Genomic DNA, 14,592 nt, shown 5'->3' on the forward strand with positions numbered 1-14,592 from the left:
TTGAACTTGATGTCATGGCAATTTATGCCATTTTTTCAAAATTGATCGCCTAAGTGGAAAGGCATCATGAGCTTGCACCAGTTGTCGCTTTCAGGCGTCAAGCCTTTTCTTAGCCGGACAGTAATGGAATATACTCTAACAACATCTTTAAACACATATCGCCCTTCAGTCAAGATGAGCACAAAACATAATGCGTTCAGCTCAATACTTAACACCAAGCCTGTGATGTTCATATCGCAACAACCCGAACCATGGACCGATAAAACGCCAACGACACAGGTTAAACCCGTACGCCAAGCTCAAAGGCTCCAGACTTATGTGCCTATTATTCGGGAATAACACGGAGATGCCGCAGGAACGGCGCTAAGACACACCGTTGCGGCTGCGACCGACGCAATAAACCAGAGAATGCACGGGGAACCGTCGCGTCGGCCCGGCAGACTAAGCTGCAGGAGCGCTTGGCAAAAGCCAGGAATGGCAACCGGCCTGGCATCGCTGCCCACCGGCCTGACCGCACATCCTGTTAACCACCCTGGCCAAACAGCCGCTCCACGTCCTCCCGGCACACCGGCCGCGAGAACAGGAACCCTTGCCCGGCCTCACAGGCAAAGCCGTTTAAGACGTCGGACTGCGTCTCCAGTTCCACGCCCTCGGCCACCACGTCCAGGCCCAGACTGTGGGCCAAAGCCACCACCGCGCCCACGATCTTGCGGTTCTCGCTGCTCTCGATGTCGCTGACAAAGGCCCGGTCCACCTTGAGCGTGTCGATAGGGAAGCGTTGCAGATAGGACAGGGAGGAATAGCCTGTGCCGAAATCGTCCACCGAGAGGCGCACCCCCAGGGCTTTTAAGCGTTTTAGGCGCAGGATCGACACCTCGGGATTATCCATGATGACCGTTTCGGTGATCTCGAGCTTGAGTGCTCTGGGGTCCATGCCGGTGGCGCGCAACACCCGCTCCACATCCTCGACCAAGGTCGGCTGGGCCAACTGCTTGGCCGAGAGGTTCACACTCATGGACATGCTGCGCGTCTCCGGGAACCGCTCATGCCACGAGGCCATGGTCCGGCAGGCCTCGGCCAGCACCCACAGCCCAAGGGGCACAATGAGTCCGGTGTCCTCGGCCACGGGAATAAAATCATTGGGCGGAGCCACACCCTTGCCCGGCCGCCGCCAGCGCACCAGGGCCTCGAAGCCGGTCATGCGCCGGTCGCAAAGGGCCAGGATGGGCTGGTAGTCGAGGAAAAACTCGCCGCGTTTGAGGGCCGCCCGCAGATCGTTTTCCAGATCCATAAGCCGGATGGCGTCTTCCAGCATGCGGGTGTTGAAAACCTTGAAGCGGTTTCTCCCCTCGGCCTTGGCCCGATGCAGGGCGATATTGGCGTTTCGCAGCAGTTCCTCGGGCTTGTCGTAGCTGGCCGGGCTGACCACGATGCCCATGGAGGCCGTGATATGCACGTCGTGCCCGGACAGCGGAAAGACCAGGGCCATGGCGTCGCGCATGCGTTTGATGATGCGCACCACCTCGCGGTACGAACCGGTCTCCTCCAGGACCACCACAAACTCGTCGCCGCCCAGGCGGGACACGGTGTCGAGGCTGCGCACACAGTCGCGCAGCCGGCGGGACACGCATTCCAGCAAGCGGTCGCCAATGTGGTGGCCCAGGCTGTCGTTGACCAGTTTGAAGCGGTCGAGATCGAGAAAGATAACGGCGTACTGGTAGTTGTCCCGGCGTTTGGAACGCTCCAGCGCCTGCCGGATGCGGTCCAGGCACAGGCTGCGGTTGGGCAACCCGGTCAGGGGATCGTGAAAGGCCATGTGGGCGAGCTGGCTTTCCAACTGCTTGCGGTCGGTGATGTCGGTGACCAGACAGCCGGCCAGCCGCCGGGATTCATCCAGGCCCATGGGGAACAAGGACAGGAGCAGCGTCTTGTCTGCGCTGCCGAGGGTCACCGTGATTTCCTTTTTCACCGGCTCGTTCCAGGCAATGACCCGGGAAGCGTCCCGGCCCAGGGAAGCGGCCAGTTCCTTGGGCAGGGCGGCGTCCAGGGCGACGTCGGCCAGGGGTACATTGTCCAGGGCAAACATGCGCACACAGGCGGCATTGATCTGGCGCAGCTTATCCTCGCCGTCGATAATGCAAAAGCCTTCGGCCGAGGCGGTCAGATCGGTGTCGGGAAGCTCAAGACGCACCCCGGGGGTCTGGCAGGGCCGCACCTCAAGCAGCACATGCCCGGGCTCGTCACCGACCCCGGGCAGGGGCGCGGCGGTGACGGCGACCGGGAATTCGCCGCCTTCGGGGCGCAGGCAGCGCAGGCGGGCCCGGGCCGTTTCGCCGTTGCCGGCGGCGTCGAGGAGCGGGAGCAATATGGCGGCGTCGCGGGCGGCAAAGACCTCCTGGATGGGGCGGCCGCGAAAGGCTTCGGCGCAGGCGCCAAAAAGTCGGGCGGCGGCGGTATTGACGTCCCGGACCAGATTGCCGGCATCCAGCAGGGCCAGGGCCGTGGGGGCGGCGGCGAAAATCGCCCGGCTGCGCGCTTCGCTGCGGTGAAGGGCCTGTTCGGCTTTTTGACGGGCCAGGGTGCTTTCAATGGCCAGCAGCAGGGCCTGGCTGTCGATGGGCACGGCCAGACAGCAGCAGGGCACGGCCTTTTTGACCCGGGCCAGGATGTCGGGGCTGCTTGCAGGGGTAAGCAGGATGACCGGAATGCCGGGGCCTTCGCGCAGCAGCAGCGCAGCATCCACCCCGTCGCAGGCACCGTTTAAGCGCAGATCCACAATGGCCATGCCCGGCCGCTGGGTAGCCGCCGTTTCCAGGGCCTCGCGGCAACTGCCGACCGGACCCAGGGGTTGGTAGCCGTGCTCGCCGAGCAGCCGGGCCACGGTCGAAGCCGCAGCGCGATCCTGGTCCACGATGAGAATGCGGGGCTGCGTCATGATCCCCCCAAGTCGCCAGCGTCCCGGGGACGCCAGGCGTCGTCCTTCCTGTCAAGCGTAGGGAAAATACGCAAGAAAGTTGCTCGCTGCAATAATTACTTTGAGCACGAACGCAGCGCCGCAACGCGGCGGGAGGATCAGTTGGTGGGTACCCAGAGCTTGATGGTCGAACCTTTATCGCCCTGGCGCTGGATCATATGAAATTCATACCGGGCCATATCCGCCTCAAGGCGGAAAGTGGCCGTGCCGATATTGCCCCGCACAAAACTTTGAAACTTAAACGTCCCGCAGGATTCGTCCAGGGCCTTGCCGGCCGCGTCGAAGGGAGCCATGCAGATTTTAAGAAACGGCTGGGCCGCGTCGCCGGCAAACATGGTGTCCATGCTGCTGGGCGGCCGCTGCACCATCTCCGCCGTTATCATCACTTCCTTGTAGGGAACCTTTTGCAGGGTCACCTTGCCGCCGGTGTCAACATAGCGTTCCTCGAAACGTTCGCGCTCCTTGATGTCCGTGACCTTGACATAATCGTTGCGCAGTTCCTTGTAGCGGCCAAGGTCCAGGGACTGGCCGGCCACGGCCGGCACAGCGGCCAAAACCAGAAAAACGGCCAGGAAACGAATGACGGCGTGGGGCATGGGAGCGTCCTCGTACGACGGTCAGCCCGCGCGGCGGGGCGCGAGGGGAAAGATGGCGAGCTTTAAAAAATCGGTTTCGGTGATGATGCCGACCAGTTCTCCGTCGGCAACAACGGGCAGACAGCCGTATTTGTGGAAAATCATGGTTTCGGCCGCGGTGCGCAGGGGCGTATCCGGGGCCACGGTCACAACATCGGTGCGCATCACCTCACGCAGGGCCGTGCCCGCGTCCTTTTTGTGCTCCAGGGCCAGCAGATCGCGCTGGGTGACGATTCCGGCCAGGCGGCCGTCGGCGTCGAGCACCGGCACGTGGCGGATAAAAAGCTCCTGCATGGCGGCGACGGCGTCGGCCAGACAGTCTGTTTCCTTAAGGCAACGCAATTGGCTGGTCATCAGGTCGGCTACAAGCATGCCGGTATCTCCAGGCGGCGCCGCTGGCGGATGAAGCGCCTTGTTGTCAAATCCTTGCCGAATCGCTACCGCAAGTCAAGCCGGCGCGGGCATTCCGGCGCGATCTGACACTGGTCCTTGCCTCTAAACGCCGCCTTCCGTAGGATGGAGGATGGGGGGAACATATGCGCCTGCGGTGGAAATTCTTCTTTATTCTGCTGGCCTTCAGCCTGGTACCCATGGTCGTCCTGACAGGGATCAACCGCAAGCATGTGGAACGGCTTGGCCGGGCCATCGCGGCCGAGGGTCGCACGATCATGGAAGACGTGGTCAAAAACGAGCTGCGCCAGACCGCCGAGGACTTCTCCCTGGTCATGCGCCGCTCCAAAAGCGCCCTGGATTTCAGCCTGTCCATGCTGGCCATCGAGGCCGAACGCGCCCTGTTCGCGCCCCAGGCTCCGGTTGTCCCGTTGCCAGGGCCGCCGGACACCCCCCAGGCCGGTGTTGCCCGGCCCCTTTTAGCCAACGCCGGTTCCGGCCGGCTTGAACGCCTGGCCAGCCTGGCCCCGACCATGGCCCTGCTGCGCTCGGAACTCGGGGACATCGTGCACGCCGCCGCCGTCACCCTGGAGGACGGCACCGCCATCACCTTCCCCAACCGCCCCGACCTGCCCGCCGACTACGATCCCCGGCAGCGCCCCTGGTATCGGGCGGCCAAGGCCGCCGTTGATCCCCAAAACCCGGCCGCGCCCGGCGTCATCTGGAACGATGCCGCCGTGGATGCCGCCACGGGCCAGCTCACCCTGACCCTGTCGCGGCCGCTTCTCGCCCCCCACGGCCGCTTCATCGGCGTGGCCAGCCTGGACGTGCCCGTTGACCGCATCCTCCAGGGCCAGGAGATCGCCTCCCAATGGTCCCAGGCCATGCGCGCCTTCCTGGTGGCCCCGCAGTACGATCCGCACACCGGCCGGGCGTCCCTGGCTGTCTGGGCCAGACAGACCAACGGCGAACACGCCCGGGACTGGAAAAGCGCCGTCAATTTCGAGCGTCTGACCTCACCCGACACCGCCGCCCTCACCGCCCTGGTTGCGACCATGGAGCGCGACCGCTCCGGCGTGGCCGAGCTGGCCTACAACGGGGAACCGTCTTTCTGGGCCTTTTCCCGGCTGTTGCAGGGGGCCTCGCTGCTTATCATCGTGCCCAAAGCCATGCTGGCCCCCCTGGCCGAACAGACCAGCCAGGAAATCCTGGCCGCCACCGACCGCATTGTCGCCCTTTCGGGCGCGGCCATGGCCGTGGTGCTGTTCGCCGTGGTCCTGGCCGCCTTTTGCAGCACCAAGGCCTTCGTGCGCCCCTTGCTCAACATGATCGAGGCCTGGAAGCGGCTGGGCAGCGGCGACTTCAACGTGCGCCTGACAGATCGCGCCGGCGATGAGCGCCAGTCCCTCATTGACGCTTTCAACGAGACCGTGCCGGTCCTGGCCGATCATGTGCGTCTGCAACGCTCCCTGGAACTGGCCCAGGAGGTGCAACGCAATCTGCTTCCGGCCGCGCCACCGGCCATACCGGGCCTGGACGTGGCCGGGGCGTCGCTTTCCTGCGATGAGACCGGCGGGGATTATTTCGATTATCGGGCGGTGCGGCGCGGTGACGAGATCTGTCTGGACACGGCCGTGGGCGATGTCACCGGCCACGGCGTGCCCTCGGCCCTGCTCATGGCCACGGCCCGGGCCTTGCTGCTGGCCACCGAGGACAGCGAAACCCCGGCCCAGCGCGTGTGCCGGGCCAATCGCCTGCTGTGCTGCGACGTGGCCGACTCGGGCCGGTTCATGACCCTGCTCGCCATGGAAATCCGGCCGCAGCAAGGGGTCGCCCGCTATGTCCGGGCCGGGCACGATCCGGCGCTGTGCTACGATCCGATCCTGGACACCTTTACGGAATGGCCGGGCAACGGCCTGCCGCTGGGCATCGAGCCGGCTTATGCCTATGCCGAGCAGGGCATGCCCTTTGCCGGGGTGGGGCAAGTGCTGGTCCTTGGCACCGACGGCATCTGGGAAGCCCGCGATCCGGCCGGCGAGATGTATGGCAAGGCCCGGTTTCGGGAGGTGGTGCGCCGCAGTGCCGGGTTGCCGGCAGCGGGCATTGTGGCGGCGGTGCTGGCCGAGCTGGCCGCCTACCGGGGCGAGCGCCGCCAGGAAGACGACGTCACGCTGGTCGTGGTCAAACGCGTCTAAAGCTTTGGGCCGGGAGCCCTTTTCCATTCTAAGAGTGCCTCCGGCGGCCAAAGGGGTGACCCCTTTGGAATCCCTCATGGAAGGCAAGGGTTTATGCGGGCCAGGGTGTCGCGTGCCGCAACCCCTTTATAAACTTTTCCCGTCGGGGGGTCCGGGGGGATCATCCCCCCGGCCGCCGGAGGCATCTTCTGCCTTTTCTTCCCGCCTCCCCCATCAACTCCCACTCCTAGCGCCGGCTTCCAGCAGTGTCACCACGATGGCGCGGCGTCTGCCGATCTTTTCAGCGGCGGCCGTATTGGGCACGGCCACGTCGATGGTGCGGCGGTGGCGCTGGTGCATGGTATCTTCAATGGTGAAGATGCCCAGGCCTTCGATGTGGACCTTGTCGCCAAATCCCCAGCCCTGGCGCAGCAGATCGCGGGACACGGCCACGATGCCCGGTCGGATGCGGGTGCCGATGGCGGTGCCGGATTTCGTGCCCCGGCCGCCGTTTTCCCGGGGATCGGGGGTGTAGGCCGTGACCGTGGCGGCAATGCGCGATTTGGATGCATTGTTTCTATTAGAAACGTTTTTGTGTTTCGAAGCTTCGGCCGTGGCGGCAAAAAGAAGAACCGTAATGATGATTGCAATGACTCTCATGGAATGAACACCTCCATGCAGTGTTTCAAGCGTTGACCGATACGGAAAAACCACCGGTCAGGTTATCCCGGAAGCATGATCCTGAATGCGGCGGTCATGGATCGATGGGTGGTTGGCGATGGGAAGAATACTCTCGGAGATGGATCGAGCCGCGAGGGTGATACGGAGGATTCTTGCGCCGTTGTGAGGGGCGCTTCCTAGTAAAGGCACTGCGGGATGTCAACCCGAAAAGGGCTGTTTCAGCCTATCTGAAATTTTATTTAATAGTCCGGTTAATTCATTACAATACAGCATGATAGCGCCTAAAATCAGCCATTTTCCCAGTTTCGCGAGCACTTTTTTTCATACTGCGACAGTCTGACTTGCCCGGCCAATAACCAGTAATTTCAGGGGGTGCGGCTGCTCGCGCCTGCCCCTTGCGCCAAGGGCGGCTCCCGGCTACGGTAGAAGACCGCGCCCGGCAGCCGTTTCGACCGTGCGCCGAAGGAATCGCCCCATGACCATAACCCGCGCCACCCCTGTCCTTATGGTTGAAGACGTCAGCCGCACCGTGGCCTTTTACCGCGATATCCTGGGCTTTGCCTTTGTCGTCGGCGTTGTCGAAGGCACCCGCACGAGCGTGACCCAGTGGCCCGCCCCCGGCCCGCTGGCTTTTGCCCTGGTGGAAAGCGGACTGGCCCGGCTCATGTTCGAGACCCGCTCCGCCATGGCCGCCGAACTCCCCAGGTTCGCCGAAACAAAAATCGGCGGCTCCCTGTCCCTCTACCTGGACTGCGACGACCTCGACGGACTCTACGCCCGCATAAGCGAACACGCGCCTTTCATCAAAGCGCCCCATACAACCTTCTACGGCACGCGCGAATGCAGCATCAAAGACGTAAACGGCTACGTCTTAACCTTCGCCGAACGCGCCCCAACACCACCAACCCCGGAGACGCCCGCATGACCCTGTCTGCCGAACTGTTCGCCAAGGCCCAAAAATTCATCCCCGGCGGCGTCAACAGCCCTGTGCGCGCCTGCCGCAGCGTGGGCTGCGACCCGATTTTCATTGACTCCGCCGCCGGCTCCAAAATGACCACCGTCGAAGGCCGGGAGATGCTCGACTATGTCATGTCCTGGGGGCCGATGCTGCTCGGGCATGGCGATCCCGACGTCACCGCCGCCATCCGGGCCGCTGTGGAGAAAGGCGTCAGCTACGGCGCGCCGTGTGCCGGCGAAGTAGCCCTGGCCGAGGCCGTGGCCGAGGCCGTGCCCGGCATCGACATGGTGCGCATGGTCAATTCCGGCACCGAAGCCACCATGAGCGCCGTGCGTCTGGCCCGGGGCTACACCGGCAAGTCCCTGATCGTGAAGTTCGAGGGCTGCTACCACGGCCACTCCGACGGCTTCCTGGCCGCTGCCGGCTCGGGGCTGGCCACCTTCTGCATCCCCGGCACCCCGGGCGTGCCGGCCGACACCGTGCGCCACACCCTGCTCGCCCCCTACAACGACCTGGACGCCGTCAAGGCGCTGTTTGAGGCCCGCCCGGACATCGCCGCCGTCATCGTCGAACCCGTGGCCGGCAACATGGGCCTCGTTTTGCCCAAGCCCGGTTTTCTCGAAGGCCTGCGCGAACTGACCAGCGCCCACGGCGCGCTCCTTATCTTCGACGAGGTCATCACCGGCTTTCGTCTGGCCTACGGCGGTGCCCAGAGCGTCTACGGCATCGACCCGGATCTGACCTGTCTGGGCAAAATCATCGGCGGCGGCCTGCCTGTGGGGGCCTACGGCGGCAAACGCCACATCATGGAACGCATCGCCCCCTGCGGCGACGTCTATCAGGCCGGCACGCTGTCCGGGAATCCGCTGGCCATGGCCGCCGGTCTGGCTACGCTGAATAAGTTAAAGACCTCTGACTACGCCGGCCTCACCGAACGCACCACGGCCCTGGCCGAAGAGATGGCCGCCATTTTGCGGGAAAAGGGCGCGCCGGTGACGCTGACCCGGGTGGCCTCGCTGTTTACGCTCTTTTTCTGCGACGGACCGGTCACCAACTTCGACGAAGCCAAAAAGGGCGACGCCGCCCGCTACGCCAGCTTCTACCAGCAGATGCGCGCAGCCGGCATCATCCTGGCCCCCTCGGCCTACGAATGCGCCTTCACCTCGTTTGCCCACTCGGCCGACGACTACGCCCGCACCCTCGACGCCGTGCGTGGGGTGCAATTTTAAATAATCGGGGCGCTGCCCCGGCCCCGCCGGGGGGGATCATCCCCCCCGGACCCCCTGGAAGGGGGGATGCTGGCGCGCAATGCGGGGCCGAAACCGCCGGCCCGAGTTGCCGCGTTTCAGCCCGACGCCCTGGAAATCACCCCGGTGCGCTCCCTTTGTTCTCTCCGCTGCTTGAGACTTTTGACGTCAGCTTTCGCGAACCCAAAACGCCTGCCGGGGAGTGCCCCATGTCCGAAGAACTGTTTGCCGACGGCATCCTGGGCGTCGGTTACGGCAAAGGTGCCGTGCGCATTGATTTTTTCACCCTGTCCGCCGATGCCGTGGATGCCAAGGGGCAGCCGGCCAAGGAACGCCGCCAACGCGTCGTCATGACCACCGAAGGTTTTGTGGAGGCCTTTGCCCTGCTGGCCGGCGTCATGGACAAGCTGCAGGCCCAGGGCGTTGTGCGCCGCCAAGCTGCCCCCGCCCCGGCCAGCCCGGGGACGCCCGGCCGAACCGACGCGCCCAAAGCCGACGAGGCCTGTCCCAACCCCAATTTCTAGCCGCCACCCGGCCATTCGCGGCGGCAGGCTGCGACGGCAGGCCTTGACAGGCCGCAGGCCTGTGCGTTCAATGCCCCAAGCTTGCAGGCAGGCGATAACGGTGCGGTGAGGGGGAAAGCGGCATGGAAGAGCGCGAGATCACCATTTCCGAACGGGTGCTGGGGCTTTTACGCCGCATGCCCGCCTTTTCCGGCCTGGGCGATGACCAGATTGCCGATCTTTTCGCGGACAAAGGCCTGCGCCACCGGGAATACCGGGCCGGCGAGACCATCATCCGCGAGGGCGACCACGACACCTGGGTCTATTACCTCATCTCCGGTCAGGCCCGGGTGCTGGCCCAGGAAGCCGAGGTGGCGCGGCTGACCAACTACGGCGAGATTTTCGGTGAGATGGGACCGCTGCGCGGCAAACCGCGCAACGCCTCGGTTGTGGCCCACTCCAAAGTCACCAGTTTCGCCATCGATCTTTCCATCCTCGACCGCATGCCGCCGGGCGAACGCAAACAAGCCTGCCGGCTTTTCGAAGAAGTCATCAGCGACGTGGTCCACGACCGCCTGGCCCGGGCCAACCTCGACGCCGCCGCCCTTCGCCGCGACCTGGACATGGCCGCCTCGGCCCTGGCCGGCGTCACGGCCCGGGTGCGCGAACTGGAACGCCGCGTCCTCGACCTCACCCGCGAGAATCAGGATTTACGCTGTAAAGTACCGGAATAAGAGAAGATAAGACAAGAAAAGAGAAGAGAAGAAAGCAGGGCGCTGCCCTGCACCCGCCGGGGGGGATGATCCCCCCCGGACCCCCTCGACTTGGAGGGGGTAAGCTGGGCCGGGTGTGGCGGCGGGCGGGAGTTGCTTGCAGGAGTAGGCACGGGAGCCAGCAGACTGAGATGACGATTTTTTTTGCACCGGCATGGTTGACCGAACACAACTCTTACCGGGTCGTGGCCCGGGCTGAAGCCTGCGCTTTTCCCCAAACAGCAGACGAATTGATTGTTGCTTTGCAGGAGTCTGTTGGAGAGCGCACCGTGCTGCTCGGCCACGGCTGCAACGTCATACTTTCGCGCAATCATTACGATGCTGCGACACGCTTTGTCAGCACCAAACACGTTGACGCGGCTGTTGTCGTTGCGGATGATCTTGTCAAGGCCGGGGCTGGCGCGCGACTGCGCGACGTCTGCCGGGCCGCCGCCAGGGCCGGGCTGACCGGCCTGGAGCGGCTGTGGGACATCCCCGGCAGTGTCGGCGGCGCGGCGTATATGAACGCCGGGGCCTACGGCGCGTCGTTTTACGATGTGGTGGAATCAGTAAAGGTCTATTTCCCAGGAACGGGCGCGATAGCAGACCTCGCGCGGGAGCAATGCCGCCCGGCCTACCGCCTGACCGCCTTCCAGGGCACGGACGCCGTGATTTTAGGCGTCACCCTGCGCCTGCCCCCGGCCGCTGCTCCGGCGGCCGGGCTGCTCGAAATGGGCCGCATCGGCAAACTGCGCCGCTCCAAACTGCCGTATCATCTGCCGAGCGCCGGCAGCGTCTTTCGCCGCCCGCAAGGTGCCCCGCCCGTGGGCCAGATCATGGAAGAAGCCGGCTTGAAAGGCTTTACCCTCGGTGGCGCACAGATTTCCCAACGCCACGCCGGCATCATCGTCAACGCCAACGGCGCTACCGGAAGTGATATTCTGGGTGTTGTGGAAGTGATGCGGCAGGCGGCGCGGGAGCGCTATGGGGTGGAGTTGGTGTTGGAGCAGGTGGTTCTGTAAAAACACCGGGACAGGCATTTAATTTGCATGATAACGAAAACCACCCTACGGCAGGAGGTTTTTGCCCATGTCAGACACGTCCTATCGCCTTGACATTGCCTCCGTGAAACCCTTGGCCGCCACGGTCAAAGCCGTGCCGCTTGCCGAAGCGCCCGAAGACCTTTTTCAAATGGTCATGGCAGCGAAGCAGGACATGCTGCAACTGCAATATTCCCAGGCACCAGACACTGCAAACAATCCAACGTACGCGCCGTATGCTACTGTTGTCGTCAATGGCAAAGTGGTCGCGAAAATCGATAATCACGGATTCGTGGAGACAACCAACGCAATGCACGCGTCGTGTGTCGACGCCATCAAGGCGGCGGACGCAGAGTCGAGTGTTTTGAGCGGCCCTGAGCTCGCCCAAGCCCGCGCCAGGAGAATTGCCGAGGCCGTGAACGGCACGATCAACAAGGCTCCAACAGCGATGTCGCAGCGCGCCTTTGACGCAACGCCCCAACCCAAAATGACGTTCAATTACGAGGCCATGCAGCGTGACCCTGAGTATGCGGCCATCGAACAACTCAAGAAAGCCCACGCCGCTTTTCTCGCCCAGCATATGGAGCCACAAAACAGCGCTGCGTAAAAGGCTCGCCTGAACACGTTGCAACGCCGCCATGCGCGCGACGCGGCCGGCTAGCGCGCGCATCTCCACCCGGGCAGGACGGCGTAATTTGTTACGGACGAACGAGCCACTCCCCCCACGCGGCCCGTGCGCGCTCGGGGTAGGCCAGCTTCCGGTTGGCCTTTTTCATGCGCTCTTCCAGCGGCGGCGTCAGGCCGAAATTGACGTTGCTCGGCTGGAATTTCTTGGTCGGCGTACGCAAGTGATTCAAAAGCGCCCCCAGCGAGGTGACTTGCGGCGGCGGGGCAATGTCCACGCCCCTGGCGATCTTGGCCCCAAGCTGGGTGCCCAGCCACAGGCCGCAGGCCGCCGACTCCACATAGCCTTCCACGCCCGTGATCTGGCCGGCCAGATACACGCCAGGGCGGGCCACAAGCTCCAAACGCTCGGTTAACACTTTGGGCGCATTGACAAACGTGTTGCGGTGGATGCTGCCCAGACGCGTAAATTCCGCCGCATGCAGCGCCGGGATGAGCCGAAACACCCGCTCCTGCTCGCCGTAGGCCAGCTTGGTCTGGAAACCGACCAGATTCAGCGTGCTGCGCTCCTTATTTTCCGGGCGCAACTGCACCACCGCATACGGCCAGCGGTCCGTGCGCGGATCGGTCAGCCCCACCGGCTTCATGGGGCCAAAGGTCAAGGTGCGCTCGCCGCGCTCGGCCATGGTCTCGATGGGCAGACAACCCTCGAAATGCAGCTCCTTCTCAAACTCCCGGCTCGGCACTTTGCGCGCGGCCAAAAGTTCGGTCAGAAACACCATGTATTCGTCCTTGGTCAGCGGACAGTTCAGATAATCGCCTTCCCCTTCCTGCCAGCGCGAAGCCCAAAAGGCCTTGTCCATGTCCACGGAATCGGTGGCTACGATAGGCGCAATGGCGTCGTAAAAATAGAGGCCCTCACCACCAATGGTTTCCAAAAGACTGGCCGCCATGCGCTCGGAAGCCAGCGGCCCAGCCGCCACGACGACCGCTTCAAATCCGGCCAGGGCCGGATCGGCCAGCCCCATGATCTCGCGGCGAACAAGCGTCACCAACGGCTCGGCCTCGATGCGCGCCGTCATGGCGGCGCTGAAAAGGTCGCGGTCAACGGCCAAGGCCTTGCCCGCCGGCACCGCCGTCTCCCGGGCTGCGGCAATGACCGCGCTGCCAAGCTCGGCCATCTCGACCTTAAGCAGTCCAACCGCCGTCACCGGCTCATCGGAACGCAGCGAATTGGAACACACCAGCTCCGCCAACCCCGGCAGCAAATGGGCCGGGGAATACAGCGCCGGCTTGCACTCAAAAATCGTCGAAGGGACGCCCGCCCGGGCCAAAGCAAGAGCGCATTCACAACCAGCCAAACCGCCGCCGATGATTGCAAGAGACATATATTTCACTCCGAGAATGTCGGGAGGAACCCCTTTTTGAAAAAAGGGGTTCCTCCCCACGCCCCTTCTTCCCAAAAATTTTTAAGGGGGGCTGTTATAAACTGTTCTGTTGTCGTGGTGTCGCATTGCGTCCGGCTTCGGCGGCCATGGGCACCAGGATATCGGGGCCTGGTGCGGCCGCACCAAATCCGGAGCGCTCGCTGCCAGCGGCCGGGTCAAAGGGAAGTCCGCAGGCGTCGGCCACGGCCTTCAGGCAGACAAGGGCTGTCTGCATGGGCGGCCAAACCGTTTCGGCGCAAGGTTGGCGGGCAGCGGAAACCGGCCGCGCCGGCATCCGGCGTTTCAATTAGGTGAAATCCGCCCGCCGGGCAAGACCAGTGCGTCGGCGGCCTTGTCCTTTGCCTGCCGGGGGCGTAGATGATGGGGAATCAGGAACCCATAACCCAAATAGCGGAGCACAGACGTATGAACGTGCTGATCGTGTATTACTCGCTTTACGGTCATATCGCGACCATGGCCCAGGCCGTGGCCGAAGGCGTGCATCAGGTTCCGGGCATGACCGCCACCCTGCGCCGCGTGCCCGAGACGCTGCCGGACGAGGTCATTGCCAAAATGGGTGGCACCGAGGCCCAGAAAGCCCAGTCCCATGTGCCGGTCTGCACCCTGGAGGAACTGGAGGCGGCCGACGCCATCGTCTTTGGGACGCCGACCCGGTTTGGCAACATGTGCGGCCAGTTGCGCCAGTTTCTCGACGCCACCGGCTCCATCTGGCAACGCGGCGGTCTGGTCGGCAAACCCGGTGGCGTTTTTTGCTCCACAGCCACCCAGCACGGCGGCCAGGAAACAACGCTCATGGCCTCCATCCAGACCCTGCTCCACCACGGCATGGTGGTGGTCGGACTGCCCTACGCCTTTGCCGGCCAGATGCGCCTGGATGAAATCACGGGTGGTTCGCCCTACGGCGCAACCACCATCGCCGGCGGCGACGGCTCGCGCCGGCCCAGCGAAAACGAACTGGACGCGGCGCGCTTTCAGGGCAACCACATCGCCGCCATCACCCAAAAGCTTGGGGCCTGAGGCCCCGGCTTGAGGCACCGGCCCGAAGCCGCCGTCCGGCTTCGGGCCGGGCCGGCCTGGACACGGCCCGACCCCGGCCCGGGGCTTGGCACGGCTGCTGTACCGACGAGCATTTGTCGTGAAAAAAAGAACAATCGGTCCTGGCCCTG

Annotated in this window: 14 protein-coding genes; 8 read left to right on the top strand and 6 right to left on the bottom strand. The window is 63.9% G+C overall.

Annotated elements, in window-relative coordinates:
- Nucleotides 1-523 precede the first annotated feature (523 nt).
- The 3 genes from GTA51_RS05960 to GTA51_RS05970 all read right to left on the bottom strand — a co-directional run bounded on the left by GTA51_RS05960 (nt 524) and on the right by GTA51_RS05970 (nt 3,981).
- Complete coding sequence (locus GTA51_RS05960; protein WP_160959507.1) at nt 524-2,935, bottom strand: GGDEF/EAL domain-containing response regulator; 2,412 nt, start codon at nt 2,933-2,935, stop codon at nt 524-526.
- Nucleotides 2,936-3,072: 137 nt separating this feature from the next.
- Nucleotides 3,073-3,570 carry a hypothetical protein gene (locus GTA51_RS05965; RefSeq protein ID WP_160959509.1) on the bottom strand — a complete coding sequence of 166 codons (498 nt, stop codon included), beginning with the start codon at nt 3,568-3,570 and terminating at the stop codon, nt 3,073-3,075.
- Between the two features lie 21 nt (nt 3,571-3,591).
- The gene (locus tag GTA51_RS05970; RefSeq protein WP_160959510.1) at nt 3,592-3,981 is read right to left on the bottom strand and encodes a CBS domain-containing protein; all 390 of its coding nucleotides are present in this window, start codon (nt 3,979-3,981) and stop codon (nt 3,592-3,594) included.
- A 164-nt stretch (nt 3,982-4,145) separates the two neighbouring features.
- On the opposite strand from GTA51_RS05970, the gene GTA51_RS05975 reads away from it, so the two are divergent.
- Nucleotides 4,146-6,194: a SpoIIE family protein phosphatase gene (locus GTA51_RS05975; RefSeq protein WP_160959512.1), complete on the top strand. Its 2,049-nt coding sequence runs from the start codon at nt 4,146-4,148 to the stop codon at nt 6,192-6,194.
- A 213-nt stretch (nt 6,195-6,407) separates the two neighbouring features.
- Here the strand turns inward: GTA51_RS05975 and GTA51_RS05980 are convergent, their stop codons facing one another.
- Nucleotides 6,408-6,833, bottom strand: a complete 426-nt coding sequence (locus GTA51_RS05980) for a 3D domain-containing protein (protein ID WP_160959513.1) — start codon at nt 6,831-6,833, stop codon at nt 6,408-6,410.
- Nucleotides 6,834-7,329: 496 nt separating this feature from the next.
- On the opposite strand from GTA51_RS05980, the gene GTA51_RS05985 reads away from it, so the two are divergent.
- The 6 genes from GTA51_RS05985 (at nt 7,330) to GTA51_RS06010 (ending at nt 11,961) form a co-directional block, all read left to right on the top strand.
- Nucleotides 7,330-7,779, top strand: a complete 450-nt coding sequence (locus tag GTA51_RS05985) for a VOC family protein (RefSeq protein ID WP_160959515.1) — start codon at nt 7,330-7,332, stop codon at nt 7,777-7,779.
- Nucleotides 7,776-9,041, top strand: coding sequence for a glutamate-1-semialdehyde 2,1-aminomutase (hemL, locus tag GTA51_RS05990; protein ID WP_160959516.1), 1,266 nt, complete (start codon nt 7,776-7,778; stop codon nt 9,039-9,041). The genes GTA51_RS05985 and hemL overlap by 4 nt, the downstream gene beginning before the upstream one ends.
- Before the next feature lie 227 nt (nt 9,042-9,268).
- On the top strand, nt 9,269-9,583 hold the full coding sequence (locus GTA51_RS05995; RefSeq protein ID WP_246198012.1) for a hypothetical protein: 315 nt from the start codon (nt 9,269-9,271) through the stop codon (nt 9,581-9,583).
- A gap of 122 nt (nt 9,584-9,705) precedes the next feature.
- On the top strand, nt 9,706-10,296 hold the full coding sequence (locus GTA51_RS06000) for a cyclic nucleotide-binding domain-containing protein (protein WP_160959518.1): 591 nt from the start codon (nt 9,706-9,708) through the stop codon (nt 10,294-10,296).
- 170 nt (nt 10,297-10,466) lie between these two features.
- The gene (gene murB, locus GTA51_RS06005) at nt 10,467-11,336 is read left to right on the top strand and encodes a UDP-N-acetylmuramate dehydrogenase (RefSeq protein WP_160959519.1); all 870 of its coding nucleotides are present in this window, start codon (nt 10,467-10,469) and stop codon (nt 11,334-11,336) included.
- 67 nt (nt 11,337-11,403) lie between these two features.
- Complete coding sequence (locus GTA51_RS06010) at nt 11,404-11,961, top strand: hypothetical protein (protein ID WP_160959521.1); 558 nt, start codon at nt 11,404-11,406, stop codon at nt 11,959-11,961.
- A gap of 91 nt (nt 11,962-12,052) precedes the next feature.
- Here the strand turns inward: GTA51_RS06010 and trmFO are convergent, their stop codons facing one another.
- A complete protein-coding gene (trmFO, locus tag GTA51_RS06015; protein WP_160959522.1) occupies nt 12,053-13,366 on the bottom strand; it encodes a methylenetetrahydrofolate--tRNA-(uracil(54)-C(5))-methyltransferase (FADH(2)-oxidizing) TrmFO in 1,314 nt (437 codons plus the stop codon).
- Nucleotides 13,367-13,460: 94 nt separating this feature from the next.
- A complete protein-coding gene (locus GTA51_RS06020; protein ID WP_160959524.1) occupies nt 13,461-13,640 on the bottom strand; it encodes a hypothetical protein in 180 nt (59 codons plus the stop codon).
- 191 nt (nt 13,641-13,831) lie between these two features.
- Here GTA51_RS06020 and wrbA point away from each other — a divergent pair, with 191 nt between their 5' ends.
- The gene (gene wrbA / locus GTA51_RS06025) at nt 13,832-14,443 is read left to right on the top strand and encodes an NAD(P)H:quinone oxidoreductase (protein WP_160959526.1); all 612 of its coding nucleotides are present in this window, start codon (nt 13,832-13,834) and stop codon (nt 14,441-14,443) included.
- The last annotated feature ends 149 nt before the right edge of the window (nt 14,444-14,592 follow it).

Source organism: Solidesulfovibrio aerotolerans, assembly GCF_009856865.1.
Taxonomy (GTDB): domain Bacteria; phylum Desulfobacterota; class Desulfovibrionia; order Desulfovibrionales; family Desulfovibrionaceae; genus Solidesulfovibrio; species Solidesulfovibrio aerotolerans.

What these genes read in the sequence shown, in the direction of transcription:
- GTA51_RS05960 (WP_160959507.1), bottom strand. Translation starts at nt 2,935, where the DNA reads ATGACGCAGCCCCGCATTCTCATCGTGGACCAGGATCGCGCTGCGGCT.
- GTA51_RS05965 (WP_160959509.1), bottom strand. Translation starts at nt 3,570, where the DNA reads ATGCCCCACGCCGTCATTCGTTTCCTGGCCGTTTTTCTGGTTTTGGCC.
- GTA51_RS05970 (WP_160959510.1), bottom strand. Translation starts at nt 3,981, where the DNA reads ATGCTTGTAGCCGACCTGATGACCAGCCAATTGCGTTGCCTTAAGGAA.
- GTA51_RS05975 (WP_160959512.1), top strand. Translation starts at nt 4,146, where the DNA reads ATGCGCCTGCGGTGGAAATTCTTCTTTATTCTGCTGGCCTTCAGCCTG.
- GTA51_RS05980 (WP_160959513.1), bottom strand. Translation starts at nt 6,833, where the DNA reads ATGAGAGTCATTGCAATCATCATTACGGTTCTTCTTTTTGCCGCCACG.
- GTA51_RS05985 (WP_160959515.1), top strand. Translation starts at nt 7,330, where the DNA reads ATGACCATAACCCGCGCCACCCCTGTCCTTATGGTTGAAGACGTCAGC.
- hemL (WP_160959516.1), top strand. Translation starts at nt 7,776, where the DNA reads ATGACCCTGTCTGCCGAACTGTTCGCCAAGGCCCAAAAATTCATCCCC.
- GTA51_RS05995 (WP_246198012.1), top strand. Translation starts at nt 9,269, where the DNA reads ATGTCCGAAGAACTGTTTGCCGACGGCATCCTGGGCGTCGGTTACGGC.
- GTA51_RS06000 (WP_160959518.1), top strand. Translation starts at nt 9,706, where the DNA reads ATGGAAGAGCGCGAGATCACCATTTCCGAACGGGTGCTGGGGCTTTTA.
- murB (WP_160959519.1), top strand. Translation starts at nt 10,467, where the DNA reads ATGACGATTTTTTTTGCACCGGCATGGTTGACCGAACACAACTCTTAC.
- GTA51_RS06010 (WP_160959521.1), top strand. Translation starts at nt 11,404, where the DNA reads ATGTCAGACACGTCCTATCGCCTTGACATTGCCTCCGTGAAACCCTTG.
- trmFO (WP_160959522.1), bottom strand. Translation starts at nt 13,366, where the DNA reads ATGTCTCTTGCAATCATCGGCGGCGGTTTGGCTGGTTGTGAATGCGCT.
- GTA51_RS06020 (WP_160959524.1), bottom strand. Translation starts at nt 13,640, where the DNA reads ATGCAGACAGCCCTTGTCTGCCTGAAGGCCGTGGCCGACGCCTGCGGA.
- wrbA (WP_160959526.1), top strand. Translation starts at nt 13,832, where the DNA reads ATGAACGTGCTGATCGTGTATTACTCGCTTTACGGTCATATCGCGACC.